The 14,608-nt window shown below is 45.0% G+C and carries 15 protein-coding genes; all 15 read left to right on the forward strand.

Translation table 11 applies throughout. The features are described from left to right. Nucleotides 1–40: 40 nt before the first annotated feature. Nucleotides 41–1,765, forward strand: coding sequence for a flagellar basal-body MS-ring/collar protein FliF (gene fliF, locus J7384_RS15315; RefSeq protein WP_209115405.1), 1,725 nt, complete (start codon nucleotides 41–43; stop codon nucleotides 1,763–1,765). Continuing rightward, nucleotides 1,758–2,819 carry a flagellar motor switch protein FliG gene (fliG, locus tag J7384_RS15320; protein ID WP_209115407.1) on the forward strand — a complete coding sequence of 354 codons (1,062 nt, stop codon included), beginning with the start codon at nucleotides 1,758–1,760 and terminating at the stop codon, nucleotides 2,817–2,819. Before fliF ends, fliG begins: the two co-directional genes overlap by 8 nt. A gap of 54 nt (nucleotides 2,820–2,873) precedes the next feature. Further along, on the forward strand, nucleotides 2,874–3,677 hold the full coding sequence (gene fliH / locus J7384_RS15325; RefSeq protein WP_209115408.1) for a flagellar assembly protein FliH: 804 nt from the start codon (nucleotides 2,874–2,876) through the stop codon (nucleotides 3,675–3,677). 46 nt (nucleotides 3,678–3,723) lie between these two features. Next, nucleotides 3,724–5,094 carry a flagellar protein export ATPase FliI gene (fliI, locus tag J7384_RS15330; RefSeq protein WP_209115410.1) on the forward strand — a complete coding sequence of 457 codons (1,371 nt, stop codon included), beginning with the start codon at nucleotides 3,724–3,726 and terminating at the stop codon, nucleotides 5,092–5,094. A 56-nt stretch (nucleotides 5,095–5,150) separates the two neighbouring features. After that, nucleotides 5,151–5,591, forward strand: coding sequence for a flagellar export protein FliJ (gene fliJ, locus J7384_RS15335; RefSeq protein WP_209115412.1), 441 nt, complete (start codon nucleotides 5,151–5,153; stop codon nucleotides 5,589–5,591). Nucleotides 5,592–5,830: 239 nt separating this feature from the next. Further along, a complete protein-coding gene (locus tag J7384_RS15340) occupies nucleotides 5,831–8,011 on the forward strand; it encodes a flagellar hook-length control protein FliK (protein ID WP_209115413.1) in 2,181 nt (726 codons plus the stop codon). Nucleotides 8,012–8,097: 86 nt separating this feature from the next. Continuing rightward, the gene (fliL, locus tag J7384_RS15345; RefSeq protein WP_209115414.1) at nucleotides 8,098–8,637 is read left to right on the forward strand and encodes a flagellar basal body-associated protein FliL; all 540 of its coding nucleotides are present in this window, start codon (nucleotides 8,098–8,100) and stop codon (nucleotides 8,635–8,637) included. A 47-nt stretch (nucleotides 8,638–8,684) separates the two neighbouring features. Then, the gene (fliM, locus tag J7384_RS15350; RefSeq protein ID WP_209115415.1) at nucleotides 8,685–9,752 is read left to right on the forward strand and encodes a flagellar motor switch protein FliM; all 1,068 of its coding nucleotides are present in this window, start codon (nucleotides 8,685–8,687) and stop codon (nucleotides 9,750–9,752) included. Between the two features lie 30 nt (nucleotides 9,753–9,782). Beyond that, nucleotides 9,783–10,181, forward strand: a complete 399-nt coding sequence (fliN, locus tag J7384_RS15355; RefSeq protein WP_209115416.1) for a flagellar motor switch protein FliN — start codon at nucleotides 9,783–9,785, stop codon at nucleotides 10,179–10,181. Between the two features lie 8 nt (nucleotides 10,182–10,189). Continuing rightward, nucleotides 10,190–10,828 carry a flagellar biosynthetic protein FliO gene (fliO, locus tag J7384_RS15360; protein WP_209115417.1) on the forward strand — a complete coding sequence of 213 codons (639 nt, stop codon included), beginning with the start codon at nucleotides 10,190–10,192 and terminating at the stop codon, nucleotides 10,826–10,828. A 36-nt stretch (nucleotides 10,829–10,864) separates the two neighbouring features. After that, nucleotides 10,865–11,641, forward strand: a complete 777-nt coding sequence (fliP, locus tag J7384_RS15365; RefSeq protein WP_209115418.1) for a flagellar type III secretion system pore protein FliP — start codon at nucleotides 10,865–10,867, stop codon at nucleotides 11,639–11,641. After that, entirely contained in the window at nucleotides 11,641–11,910 is a 270-nt protein-coding gene (gene fliQ, locus J7384_RS15370) for a flagellar biosynthesis protein FliQ (protein ID WP_209115419.1), read from the forward strand. The genes fliP and fliQ overlap by 1 nt, the downstream gene beginning before the upstream one ends. A gap of 32 nt (nucleotides 11,911–11,942) precedes the next feature. Then, complete coding sequence (gene fliR, locus J7384_RS15375) at nucleotides 11,943–12,728, forward strand: flagellar biosynthetic protein FliR (protein ID WP_209115420.1); 786 nt, start codon at nucleotides 11,943–11,945, stop codon at nucleotides 12,726–12,728. Next, nucleotides 12,728–13,858, forward strand: a complete 1,131-nt coding sequence (gene flhB / locus J7384_RS15380) for a flagellar biosynthesis protein FlhB (RefSeq protein WP_209115421.1) — start codon at nucleotides 12,728–12,730, stop codon at nucleotides 13,856–13,858. Before fliR ends, flhB begins: the two co-directional genes overlap by 1 nt. 99 nt (nucleotides 13,859–13,957) lie before the next feature. Next, nucleotides 13,958–14,569, forward strand: coding sequence for an RraA family protein (locus tag J7384_RS15385; RefSeq protein WP_209115422.1), 612 nt, complete (start codon nucleotides 13,958–13,960; stop codon nucleotides 14,567–14,569). Nucleotides 14,570–14,608: the final 39 nt, after the last annotated feature.

Consider the following 14,608-nt stretch of genomic DNA (forward strand, 5'->3'; position numbering starts at 1 on the left):
GCGAGTTGAACTGAGTATTAAGGCTAAGTGGAGAAGTTAAGTGGCTGATACAAGTAACGCAATGGTCGCAAGTGATGGTGCTGGCAACGATTTAATCGCCAATGACAACAACGATGCTATCGGGCAAGAGCAAAAATCTGGTTTTGCCGCCGCCCTTAACAACGTTGATGTGATGCGCCAATTTACTTTGGTTGCGGCGCTGGCAATTTGTTTGGCAATAGCCGCCTTTATTTTGATTCTTGCTTATGAGCCGGAATACCGAGCAGTCGCTAAATTGCCGACGCAAGAATTGATCAAGACCATGGATTTTCTCGACGCCAATAACGTCAAAGACTACAAACAAGAAAACAACACCATTTTTGTTCCAGAAGAAGATTACCAGCGCATTAAACTGTTACTCGCTCGCGAAGGTTTAAATGATGAACCGAGTGCAGGCGACGAAATTTTGATGACAGACATGGGCTTTGGCGTGAGTCAGCGTTTAGAACGCGAGCGCTTAAAGCACGGCCGTGAACAACAACTGGCGCGCACGATAGAAGACTTACAGTCAATTGCTCGTGCTAAAGTCTTGTTAGCGATTCCCCGTGAAAATGTTTTTGCTCGCAAACAAAAAAGCCCGTCGGCAACTGTTGTACTGACCATGAGCCGCGGTAAAATTTTGTCGGCAGAAGAAGTCGATTCAGTGGTTGATATTGTTGCCTCAGCAGTGCAGGGCTTAGATCCTAACCGAGTAACAGTAACTGACCAAAACGGCCGTTTGCTCAACTCAGGTTCACAAAACTCAGTGTCAGCGCGCTCTCGTAAAGAATTTGAAATTGAACAAAAGCGCGAACAAGAGTACCGCGAAAAAATCGACAGTATTTTAATTCCAGTGGTTGGTTTGGGCAATTACACGGCGCAAGTCGACGTCACTATGGACTTTACTAACACTGAACAAACCCAGCGCCGCTATAATCCTGACTTACCAGCACTCCGCAGCGAAATGACCGTTGAAGACAGCTCTATTGGTGGTGGTCTTGGCGGAATTCCTGGTGCCTTGTCAAATCAACCGCCGTTAGAGTCAGATATTCCAGAAGAAGCTGGTGGTGCTAATAGCCAAACCGTGACACCAAGTCGTAAGCACAGTGAGTCAACCCGCAACTATGAATTAGACGAATCAATTAGCTACACCAAGCAACAAACGGGGGTTATTCGTCGTATCAGTGTTTCTGTGGCGCTTGATTACATCAACGGCACGTCGGCAGAAGGCGAAACTACGCAGACACCGCGATCGGTGCAAGAGCTTGCCAATATCCGTCGCTTGCTACAGGGTAGTATTGGTTTTGACATGCAACGCGGCGACGCACTAGAAGTGGTCACGTTACCTTTCTCACGCATCGACTTGGGTGAGCAGCAAGCGGTACCGTTTTACGACAAGCCAATTTTCATGAAATTAGTAAAACTTGGCTTAGCGGCACTGGTTATTATTGTCTTGATTGTCTTTGTCATTAAGCCAATGTTGACGCGCTTGATGAACCCAGCGCAAACGCCAGATGAGTACGGCGAGAAGTCATTAGACACCCATGTTGATCTCGGCGATGAAACCATGGACATGTTGACGGCAGATTTTGATGCTGAAGCGGTTGGTTTTGCCCCAGACGGTAGTTTACAATTACCAGACTTACATCGCGATGAAGATGTACTGAAAGCGGTTCGCGCCTTAGTGGCAAACGAGCCTGAATTATCCTCTCAAGTTGTGAAAAGTTGGTTAGTCGAAGATGAGTGATGAGAGCCAAGAATTAGTCCCGGCCGGAGAAGGCGGTGGCGGTACTTTTGATGTTGAAAAGCTCGAAGGTGTCGAAAAAGCAGCCATTTTACTGTTGAGTTTGTCGGAAGAGGACGCCGCACAAATTTTAAAACACCTTGAGCCAAAGCAAGTACAGCAGGTGGGAACGGCCATGGCCGGCATGGAGGATTTTACCCAAGAGAAAATTACTTCGGTACACAAGCTGTTTATCAACGAAATCCAAAACTTTAGTACCATAGGTTTCCAAAGTGAAGATTTCGTCCGCAAAGCATTAACGGCGGCACTTGGTGAAGACAAAGCGAGCAACCTGATCGACCAAATCGTGATGGGCAGTGGCGCTAAAGGTTTAGACTCGTTGAAGTGGATGGATTCAAAACAAGTTGCCAACATTATTCGCAACGAGCATCCCCAGATTCAAACCATTGTATTGTCTTACTTAGAACCTGAGCAGTCAGCAGAAATTCTCGGCCAGTTTGCCGACAAAGTTCGCTTAGATTTGATGATGCGTATCGCCAACCTCGAAGAAGTACAACCGGCGGCACTACAAGAATTGAACGAGATCATGGAGAAACAGTTCGCGGGTCAAGCTGGTGCGCAGGCGGCCAAAATGGGCGGCTTGAAAGCTGCGGCAGACATCATGAACTACTTGGATACCAATGTTGAAGGTGTCTTGATGGACGCGATTCGCGAGCACGACGAAGAGATGAGCCAACAAATTCAAGACTTGATGTTTGTCTTTGAAAACCTTGCCGATGTCGACGATAGAGGTATTCAAGCCATTCTTCGCGATGTTCAACAAGACTCACTAATGAAAGCGATTAAAGGTGCTGATGAAGCACTGAAAGAGAAGATTCTTGGCAATATGTCGAAACGCGCAGCTGAAATGCTCGCAGACGATTTAGAAGCGATGGGGCCAGTGCGCATCAGTGAAGTTGAAGCGGCACAAAAAGAAATTCTATCGGTTGCTAGACGCTTGTCTGACTCAGGTGAAATCATGCTTGGCGGCGCTGGTGGTGGCGATGAATTCTTGTAATCACGCGAGTAACAACAAGTTGTTTTTAGTTGTTAACAGCCAAGAGGTAGTTGTATGACCGTTAAGGCTAGCAACCAGCAAGGATATATTATTAAAGCTCAGGCGAAACCAGAGCTGAAAGATGATTTAAACGTTTGGCCGTTACCTGATGTTGAGCTTGAAATTGATGATAGCCAAACCAATGCTATCGGCAAAAAGCCGAGTTGGCGTTATGAACCTCCAGAAGAGGAAGTGGTTGAAGAAGTTGTCCCATTAACTGCTGAAGAAATTGAAGAAATTCGTCAAGCAGCTTACCAAGAGGGCTTCAACCAAGGCAAAGAGGAAGGCTTTGAAACCGGTTATCAAGAAGGTAAAGCGCAAGGCCATGAAGAAGGTTTAGCGACTGGTCAGCAAGAGGGTTTTGAAAAAGGCTTTACTGATGGTGAGCACCAAGTCAATGAGCTGGCCGAGCGTTGGCAAGGGCTTGTCAACGAACTGCACCATCCGATGCAATCGGTTGAGAAAAATGTCGAGCAGCAACTACTTCACTTAGTGGTGCAATTGGTTGAAGCTATTACTGGGCATGAAGCCAAAACTAATCAAGATATTTTGTTTTCGGCGATTACCGAGGGTATGAAAGCTTTACCCGCTCAAGAAAATCAAACTCAAGTGTATTTACACCCAGAAGATATTAAGCGAGTTGAAAGCCAATTTGGCGAGCAATTTTTGGCGGAGCACGGCTGGCGTTTGCTGCCGGCACCTCAGTTGATGCCAGGAAGCTGCCAAATTGAAAATAGTACTTCAAATATCGACTTATCAATAAAATCAAAAATTAAAGACGTACTGGACTCATTTTTGCAACAAGCACTGCATCAATAACTGATTTTACTCGAGTGTCAAAAACCCAACGCGGTTTGTTTTTACTATGATTAATATTGAGCAGCTTAATCAGCGGCTTGGCAATTGCCAGCAATTTGTTAACAAACACAAAATATCGGTCGCTGGTCGCTTAGTACGCGTAGTTGGTTTAACACTTGAGGCGGTCGGCGTTAAGGCACATGTCGGCAGCCAGTGTTTGGTTGAAACCGCATTCGGCGACTTAATCGCCGAAGTCGTTGGTTTTGCCGGCGACAAAACATTTCTTATGCCCGAGCAAAGCTTGCAGGGGGTTCAACCGGGGGCTCGCGTTGTTCCCCTTGCCACCAAAGCTCGGTTGCCATTGTCAATGGACTTATTGGGGCGGGTTGTCGATGGTATCGGCAAGCCACTTGATGGCAAAGGCCCGATTAAAGCCAACGATACGCCTTATCGATCTGAAATGCTCAACCCCTTAGCCAGAAGAGCGATTAGCGAACCGCTTGATGTTGGCGTGCGCTCAATCAACAGTTTTATCACCGTTGGTAAAGGCCAGCGCATGGGCTTATTTGCCGGCAGTGGTGTCGGTAAAAGTGTTTTGTTGGGCATGATGACTCGCGGCACCACTGCTGACGTGATTGTTGTTGGTTTAGTTGGTGAACGCGGCCGCGAAGTTAAAGAGTTTATTGAAGAAATCCTCGGTGAAGAAGGCCGTAAACGCTCTGTTGTGGTCGCGGCACCTGCTGATAACTCTCCTTTGATGCGGTTAAAAGGCTGTGAAACGGCTGTCACCATTAGCGAGTATTTTCGCGATCAAGGTTTAAACGTTTTACTGCTGTTGGACTCTATTACGCGTTATGCCCAAGCTCAACGGGAAATTGCCTTGGCAGTTGGCGAACCACCAGCAACCAAAGGTTATCCACCATCGGTTTTTTCAAAACTACCTCAATTAGTAGAGCGGGCCGGTAACGGTGGCGATGGTCAAGGTTCAATTACGGCATTTTACACCGTATTGACCGAAGGCGATGATTTGCAGGATCCGATTGCTGACGCTTCACGCGCTATTCTAGATGGTCATATCGTGTTATCCCGTGAATTAGCGGATAGCGGTCACTACCCGGCGGTTGATATTGAAGGTTCGATTAGTCGTGTGATGCCGATGGTGACTAGCCCCGAACACCAAGACCTAGCGAGACAGCTCAAACAGAGCTATTCACTTTATCAGCAAAACAAAGATCTTATCACCATAGGCGCATACACTCAGGGCAGCGATCCAAGAATTGATCAGGCAATTAAATTACTACCTGTGATTAACTTTTTCTTACAGCAGCAAATGAAGGAAGTTATTCCTTATGATCAGAGCTTAGCCCAGCTGCAAGAAATCGTCTCCGCGGCTCAAGCTCACCATCAGCAGCAGGCTGGCCAAGCGATGCCCTCTTAGGTAGTCGCAAGCTGTCATAAGCTATCATAAGTAATCAGAATGAGAGGAGCGAGTCATTGAGCAAGCAGTTGATGACACTACACAAGGTCGAGCAAGACAAAGAACGCTTAGCGGCTCAGCAGTTGCAGCTCGCAGAGCAAGATGTTCAACAAAACCGTCTGCGTTTACAAAGTGTTTCTGACTATCGATTAGAATATATGAAACGGTTGAACGACCGCTCTATTCAAGGTATCGACAGTGCAACGTACAGTCATTTTCACGCTTTTATCAGTAAACTAGACAACGCCTCAGAGCAAGTTGAAATAGCGCTTAGCCAAGCTAAGGCACTGGTTAAACAGCGCAAAAAACTCTGGCTAGCTCAACGACAAAAAGTACAAGCTGTCGAGAAGCTGATGGAAAAGTATCGCGTAAAAGAGCAGCAGTTAGCCAATAAGCGCGAACAAAAAATGTTCGACGAAATTGCTGGTCAACAATTCATTCGCCAACGTTATCAGTAAGACACTCATTTTGACATTTATTGGTGGTTATCACGGTAAAAGTTCCTGCGTTAGTTAATTTACTGCTAAACATGGCACTACTTTTGTATGTTTTTTAATAACAAAAATAATCAAGCCAAAGCGGCAATATCGACCAAGATAACTTAGATAAGGTTAAGACAAGGTTAAGTGAGCTTTGACCAATGGTTCATTGAGTCAATAGTCATGAAAAGCGATTGTTAGGGGTGTGAATTAGGCGTATGGAAAATATTATCAATCTAGGGTTAACGCAAGCACGTGATACCAAAGACTCAAGCAGTGCCAGTACTAGCGCCAATAGTGAGGGCGATAGTGGTTTTGCCAGCCTAGTAGAGCAACACATTAATGCAGGTAAAGCTGACAAAAGCAGGAAGGTTGAGGCAACAAATCGCCAGCGCGATGAGTTAACTGATAATAACGGTCAGCATGAAAGTTCGACCAAGCGTGATGATATTGCAGTCAAAAAGTCTAAAGCGGCAAATGCTGGCCTAGATAAAGAGAGACAAACCCGCACTGAATCGGCAGGTCAAGCGAACAAGACCGATGAACACCTCAATGAAGCCTCAGTTAAATCTGCTGCTATTGATAAGATTGACCAAGAAACTGCCAGCCAGAGCAACCAAGCGACTAATGCTCAAACTAACAATAGCCAAGCAGACAATACTGATGCGAAAACGCCAGCGTTGAGTTCTGCGTCGAAATTACTTGAGTTAGTCAATCGCTCTGAACTATTGATACAACAAGACAATAACGCCAATGGTAAAAAGCTCGCTGATGGTGAAAGTCAAACTGATGACGGGTTAATAACTTTACCTACAGAAAAGAGAACAAAACAAGATCGGTTGTTCACTAATACTCAAGGTATTGCGATTGATGGATCTAAGCAAGTAAGTAGTGCTACTAATACAGAGAGCACTGATACTGAAAACACTGACGACGGCCAGACGATTCAACGCATTCAAGCATTAGCCCAAGCCCAACAGAATAAAACCGAGCTGACTTCAAATGGCGAAGCTGGCAATAATAAGGCGGAAGCCGGCTCAGCGAGCAAAGTTACCGAGACAGCAAGATCCGTGCTTGACCACGAGTTGTCGATAAAAGAGCGATTACTTGCTGGCAGGGGGGGTGATCTGAGTCAAAAGCATCTTATTGGTCAGCCACCAGGCGCATATGTCGACTCAGCGGCTAGCAGCGTTGTGTTAAGTCATGCCGCCAATAATAGTGAACAACAGATAAAGCAAACGTCAGCTGGGCAGGCACAGCAAATAGCGGCAGAACTCGCCAAAGTAAAAACATCAGCAGAGAGTGAATTGGCCGCTCAACAACAAAGCTTGGAAGTTCAAACTGACGGTGACTTAGTCACAACCGCTAATACGCTGACACCTGATAGTGATGCTGTCTTGACCCAAAAAGCCGATACACAAGTTGCTGCTAATACAACTGGTACGCAACAGCAAACGGTTAATCTTAGCGGTGATAGTGGTGACAATGGTCAAGCTTTGACTGCACAGTCGTCTGAACTTTATGTCGGGCGCCAAGTCATTGCTGGCCAAGCTAACCCTGAACAAGAGCGAAACCTTAGTAGCCAAACTAACAGTCAAGCAAACACTGGCAGTCATCACCGCACAGTTGATTTAAGTGCTGGTGGACAAAGTAATACCTCTCAAGGTAATAGCCAAAGTTCAAGCAATCAGCAAGGGCAAAACAGTAATGCACAGCTGACAACTGAGCAACCGCTTGAACAAGATATTGTTGTTGCCGAGTCAGACAAAAACAGTTTAAAGCCTGAACAACAGGCCCATCGCAGCAGTGCTTTCCAAGCAACACTAGATGCGGCTTCACAGGCTAATGAGCGCAGTATCCAACAAGCGCGAACAAGCACTGAACAGCAGACCTACTTAGATGAAGTCGCTAATCAGGTCACGCAAGACAATGTGCAAGTGCAGAAGAAGCAGGCAGCGCAACTTACCGAAACCATCAATATTTATCGCAAAGACTTTAGTGCGCAACTCAAAGACAAAGTGATGGTAATGGTCTCGCAAAAGCTACAACAAGTTGATATTCAGTTAGATCCGCCTGAGCTTGGCAATGTTCAAGTGAGGGTTAACTTACAAAATGAGCAGGCAGCGGTCAGCTTTGTTGTTCAAAATCAGCAGGCAAAAGAGGCCTTAGAGCAAAACATTAACCGATTAAAAGACATGCTAGCGGGCTCTGGCGTCGATGTCGGTGACGCTAACATCGAGCAAAGGGATCAGCAAAGCCAAGAACAGCTAGCACAAGGTGGTTCTGGCACTGGCCGTGGTGCTGAGCACCAAGAGCAAGACCATGGTCAAGTCGCAGAGCACGACCAACAAAGCTATATGGTTAAAGGTTCAGCAGTCGGCGTAGATTATTACGCATAATTGTTGAAAACTCATTGGCTTGAATGGTTTTCAGCGATATAGTTTGAACTTATAAATTGATTAGTGCTGAACTGGGACTTGATAGCATGGCAGATGAAAACGAGTTAGAACTAGATAACGGCGGTGGTAAAAAGAAAAAAATGATGTTGATCATCATTATTGTTGTTGTTTTAGCGGCCGCTGGTGGTGGAGCATTTTTCTTTCTCAGTGGTGGCGAACCTGAAGTCAGTGAAGAAGAGGCTGCTGCAGCGCTTGATTCTGGTGAAGCGCCTGCCGAAGTTGCCGATGCTGGTGCGGCTGAAGTTGGCAGTGCTTTGTATGTGCCAATGCCGAGACCATTTCGTTTCAATGTGCCGGGAGCCTCTCGTGATCGCTTTGTTGAAATTCGAGTACAGCTGTTGGTGCGTGGCGCAGACAACGAAGAAATTGCCAAAAAACACGTACCTTTATTGGAAAGCACCTTTTTAGGCGTATTTTCTCAAGCCAATGCTGATGATCTTGCGACCAGCGCGGGTAAAACCTCTTTGAAACAATTGTCATTGACTGAAGTACAAAAAGTGATGATGGATATTGAAGATAAAAAAGTGGTTGAAAAAGTCTTGTTTACTGGCTTTGTAATGCAGTAATTAACTGCGTTAACAAATGTTTAGCTAATTAACTAAGAGTGTGATTTGTGAGCGATTTATTATCACAAGACGAAATTGATGCGCTACTACACGGCGTTGATGATGTCGAAGAAGAGGAAATAGTAGAGGACTCTGCCAGCGTTGAAGGCATGAGCGATTACGACTTTTCGTCTCAAGACAGAATTGTTCGTGGTCGAATGCCGACCTTAGAAATGGTTAATGAACGTTTTGCTCGTCACATGCGCATCAGTTTATTTAATATGATGCGTCGTACCGCTGAGGTGTCAATCAACGGTATTCAAATGATCAAGTTTGGTGAGTACGTACACACTTTATTCGTACCGACTAGCTTGAATATGGTGCGCTTCAGGCCGCTTAAAGGTACTGGCCTTATTACCATGGAAGCGCGTTTAGTTTTCATTTTGGTGGATAATTTTTTCGGTGGTGACGGTCGCTATCACGCCAAAATTGAAGGTCGTGAGTTTACGCCAACAGAACGCCGTATTATTCAAATGTTACTCAAGCTAATTTTTGAAGACTACAAAGAAGCTTGGTCGCCAGTGATGGATGTGTCTTTTGAATACCTCGACTCTGAAGTTAACCCATCAATGGCAAACATTGTCAGCCCAACTGAAGTGGTTGTGATCAGCTCTTTCCACATTGAACTTGACGGCGGCGGTGGTGATTTCCATGTTGCTTTGCCGTATTCAATGTTAGAGCCAATTCGTGAATTACTCGATGCTGGTGTCCAAAGTGATAAAGAAGACACTGACATGCGTTGGTCGAAGGCGTTGCGCGATGAAATTATGGACGTGCCGATTAATTTAAATACCAAGTTCTTAGAAGTTGATTTACCGCTGCAACAGGTGATGGAGCTACAGGCAGGGGATATTATCCCGATTGAAATGCCAGATCACGTCACTGTGTTAGTGGAAGATTTACCGACTTATCGCGCCAAGTTAGGCCGCAGTCGAGATAATGTCGCGTTGCAAATTGAGTCGAAAATTAAACGTCCTGAGTCAGTTAAGAATGAACTGACCATATTGACAAAAGGTGGTAAGCGCTTAGATAGCGATGCCGAATTACACCTACTCGAAGACGATTTAGAGTATTAAACCTTAGCATTACATCCTATTGAGGTTGACATGAGTACAGAAAACGAAGATGGCTTAGATATGTGGGCCGAAGCGATGGACGAGCAAGCTGCTGCTGAAGCGGGGCAAGCTGAAGCCGTTGAGCTTGAAGAACTGCAAGACAGTGATAGTCCAATTAGCAGTGAAGAAAAACGCAAATTAGACACCATTTTAGATATTCCCGTGACCATTTCAATGGAAGTGGGGCGCAGTCAAATCAGTATCCGCAACCTACTGCAATTGAACCAAGGTTCTGTTGTTGAGCTTGACCGCGTCGCGGGTGAAGCGCTTGATGTTTTGGTTAACGGTACGTTAATCGCTCATGGCGAAGTCGTTGTGGTCAACGACAAGTTTGGTATTCGTTTAACTGACGTGATTAGCCAAGTAGAGCGCATTAAAAAGCTCAAATAGTGGTATTGATGAACAACAAGCCAAAGCCAGTCGTACCTAGTTTTTTATTGGTATGGTTGTTAGTCTTCAATTTTCTGGGGTTGAGTGCTAGTAGCTTTGCTCAGGAAGGTGAGCTAGGTACGGAACAGCAACAAATAACTCAAGGCCAAGAATTGCCAAAGCCTGAGCCAGAACTTGAGTCAGAATTAGTTCAAGAAAAGGCCATTGAGCAAAAAGCTACGGTAAAGCAAACATCTGATATTCAAGCTGATAAAGTATCAACCAGCACCACGAGTAAAGGTGAAACAGTTCGAGTTGGCCAGCACACAGCGAGTAATAACCTAGACGCCATGAGTATGATTTTGTCGCTGTTTATGGTGTTGGCATTAATCATTGTCGCTGCTTTATTGCTTAAGCGCTTTCAATTGATTAGGCCGCAGTCGGCACAGCTTAAATTAGTGACGAGCTTGCATTTGTCGGCGAAAGAAAAGTTAGTTGTTGTACAAGTTGGTGAGCAGCAATTGTTACTCGGAATAAGTGGTCAGCAAATTAACTTGTTACATAAGCTCGAACAAGCATTACCAGATGAAAAAATGGCAACTGCAGAGTTAGGTCAAAACTTGTCGCAAGTTATTGGCAAATATTTAAACAAAGGCCACAGTAGGTAACATAAACTGTCTACGAATAAAGGCACAAAAGATAAGATGTTCAAACCTAGAGTAAACAAATTTATTGCCGCAATTGCACTGTTAGTGCTAAGTGCACTGACGGGTGTTAGCTACGCTCAAGAAGCATTGTCACTGCCTGCCGTCACCTTAACCACCAATCCTGACGGTTCTCAAGAGTACTCAGTTACCCTGCAAATTCTAATTTTCATGACGGCACTGAGCTTTATTCCAGCAGCCGTGATCATGATGACCTCGTTTACTCGGATTGTGGTCGTGATGGCCATTCTTCGCCAGGCCTTTGGTTTACAGCAAACGCCCTCGAACCAAGTGATTATTGGCATTACTTTGTTTTTAACCCTGTTTATTATGACGCCGGTTTATAACGAAGTAAATGAAACGGCAATTCAACCTTATTTAGCTGAGCAAATGACGACGGTTGAAGCTATTGATAAAGCCAAGGTGCCGATTCGCGCCTTTATGTTGGCGCAAACAAGGGTGAAGGACTTAGATACTTTGGCGGCAATGGCCGGTATCGAAGCGGTTGAACAACCAACTGAGCTTCCGATGACGGTCATCATACCGGCATTTGTGATTAGCGAACTTAAAACCGCTTTTCAAATCGGCTTTATTTTGTTTATTCCGTTTTTGATTATCGATTTAGTGGTTGCCAGTATTCTGATGGCAATGGGTATGATGATGCTCTCGCCAATGATTGTCTCTTTGCCGTTTAAGTTGATGCTATTTGTTTTAGTTGACGGTTGGAATCTGGTCATCGGCACCCTTGCCACCAGTTATGGTATGGGAGCAACTTAATGAGCCCCGAGGTCTTCGTTGATATTTTGCGGGATGCGCTATTTTTGGTGATTGTACTGGTGAGTGCCGTGATTATTCCCAGCCTTATCGTCGGTCTTATTGTTGCCGTCTTTCAAGCGGCAACCTCTATCAATGAACAAACCTTAAGTTTTCTACCTCGCTTAGTTATCACACTTTTAGCGCTTATTTTTGGCGGTCATTGGTTAGTGCAAAAGTTAATGGACTACACTTTTCGCCTGATCGCAAGTATTCCAAGTGTTATTAGTTAACGCCGTAGTAAGAGTGCAAGTGGGAGCTGATAGTGGAATATACTGAAGCAATCATCAACCAATATCTTGCGGACTTCTTACTGCCACTGGCTCGAATATCTGCATTAGTGATGGCGATGATAGGGTTAGGGGCGCAAACCATCCCAAACCGCATCAAAATTGCGCTCTGTGTTTTAATTACTATTGCGGTAATGCCAGCAATACCTCCCGCTAAAGTCGAGTCAATGTTTAGTTTTGCCACGACACTATTGATTTTACAACAAATGATGATTGGTGTCATGTTAGGCTTTGTCACTGTTATGGTGGTCAATACTTTTACTTTAGCAGGCCAGATTATTGCCATGCAAACCGGTTTGGGTTTTGCGTCATTAGTTGATCCTGCCAGTGGTACCAGCGTACCTGCTGTTGGTCAGTTTTTCTTGATTTTGTCGACATTACTGTTTTGGGCAATGGATGGACATTTGGCCTTTTTGCAGTTTATTGTCGCTAGCTTCGATACCTTACCTATTCCTTTAGAAGGCTTTGATTCAAGTAAGTTCAAAGCTATTGCCGACTGGGGCCGTTGGATGTTTGCGACCGCATTGTCGATGGCAATTGCACCGTTAACTGCGATGCTGCTGATTAATTTCTCGTTTGGCATTATGACCAGAGCAGCACCACAACTAAACATTTTTGCCATTGGTTTCCCGATTACCATGACCGCTGGTTTGTTGATTATGTGGTTGACCATGGGAGATTTCTTTAGTCACTTTGAGCTTCAGTGGCAGCGCGCAATAGAGTTTAGTTGCGACCTAATTAATTGTCAGGAGCGCAATTAATGGCTGAGTCTGATAGCGGTGAACGCACCGAACAACCGACAGCAAAAAAGCTGTCGGAAGCTCGAAGTAAGGGCCAAATAGCACGCTCAAAAGAGCTTGGCACTATGTTTGTTCTAGTGGGCTCAGCGGTATCTTTGATGTTTACTGGCGGTTTACTTGTTGACGCGCTTAAAGGCATTATGAAGCGCTTGTTCAGCTTGAATAGGCAAGAAGCGATGGATGTTCATGCCTTGTCTCAAGTCATTTCAGATGCGATCACGGTACTCATTCCGCCGCTGGCGTGGATTTTTGTTATTATTATGCTGGCGGCATTTATTGGCAATACACTGCTCGGCGGCATGAATTTTTCGTGGGAAGCAGCTGCACCGAAAGCAAATAAACTGTCACCAATTGCGGGTTTTAAGCGCATGTTTGGCGTACAAGCCATGGTTGAGTTTATCAAGTCGTTGCTCAAGTTTTTTGTTGTTGCTATTACTTCATATTTTTTGTTGTACGGTTTATTCGAACAAATTCTCGGTTTGAGTAAAGAAGCTATTCCGATAAATTTTGCCCATGCGGTTGAACTGTTACTCTGGATGTTTTTTGCTTTAACTCTGTCACTAGTGATTATTGCTGTGGTTGATGCGCCATATCAGGTGTGGAATCACAATCGCGAATTGAAAATGACTAAGCAAGAAGTCAAAGACGAAATGAAAAATACTGAGGGTAGCCCCGAAATTAAAGGGCGAATTCGAAAGACTCAGTACGAAATGTCACAGCGCCGAATGATGGCAGAAGTACCTAATGCCGATGTTGTTATTACCAATCCAACTCATTTTTCAGTTGCGTTAAAGTACGATGTTGATGGTTCTCGGGCACCAATTGTTATTGCCAAAGGTATTGACGAAATGGCGCTGCATATTCGCAAAATAGCCAAAGAGCACGAAGTCGAGATTATTGCTTCACCAGCGCTTGCTCGCTCACTTTATTACACCACTGAGTTAGATGAAGATGTGCCTGAGCAGCTGTTCGCGGCGGTCGCTCAAGTATTGGCCTTTGTTTTTCAACTAGATATGTATAAAAAAGGTCAATCATCAAGACCGAAGGCCCTAGCGAAAAACCTACCAATTCCCGACGATTATCGCTATTAATCTCACTGATAATCGCTATTGCCGATCTGGTTGTGCTTTAACGACCATAGTGCCTTAAAGTAGGCCTGTATTAGCGAAAAGATATTAATAGAGGCACTTATGGCAGATGACTTTACTCAGTTAACGACACCTGATTATGGCAATATTCTTGGTCGGCAACAATTTATGGATTTATCTATTAAGCCTTTGTGGCTGCCAATGCCACCAATCTCTGGGCCAGCTTACACTGTGCAGCTTAGCGCAGGTGATCACCTGATGATGCACGCCGCAATTTATCAAGCACCACCGGGCTCAATTATCGTCGTCGATGGCGTTGATTGTCAGTTTGCTGTTGCTGGTGGCAATGTGTGTGCCGTAGCTCAGCAGCGGGGGATTAAAGGCTTTATTGTTGATGGTGTCATTCGCGATTTAGTTGAAGTACAACAGAGCAAGTTTCCGGTTTTTGCCCGAGGTATTTTTCCGGTACCGGGCAGTAAAAATTGTTTTCACCCACTTGCTCAGCCGATTAACTGTGGCGGCGTCACGGTTGAAACTGGTGATATTGTTGTCGCCGATATCGATGGTATTGCGGTGATTCCTCAGGCCAGTGCTAGTGAAGTTTTTAGTAAAGCAAAGGCTAAGGCCGATCAAGAAGCGTCGATGTCTTTAGCCGATTGGCGTCAGCATCATGAAAGCCGGATTGAACAAGCATTGCTAAAAGCTCAGCAGTAATTTCAGTTAATCTTGCTTCTTGGTCTAGTTATTGCTGAC

This window comes from Endozoicomonas sp. G2_1 (assembly GCF_017744155.1).
Taxonomy (GTDB): domain Bacteria; phylum Pseudomonadota; class Gammaproteobacteria; order Enterobacterales; family Alteromonadaceae; genus JAGHQT01.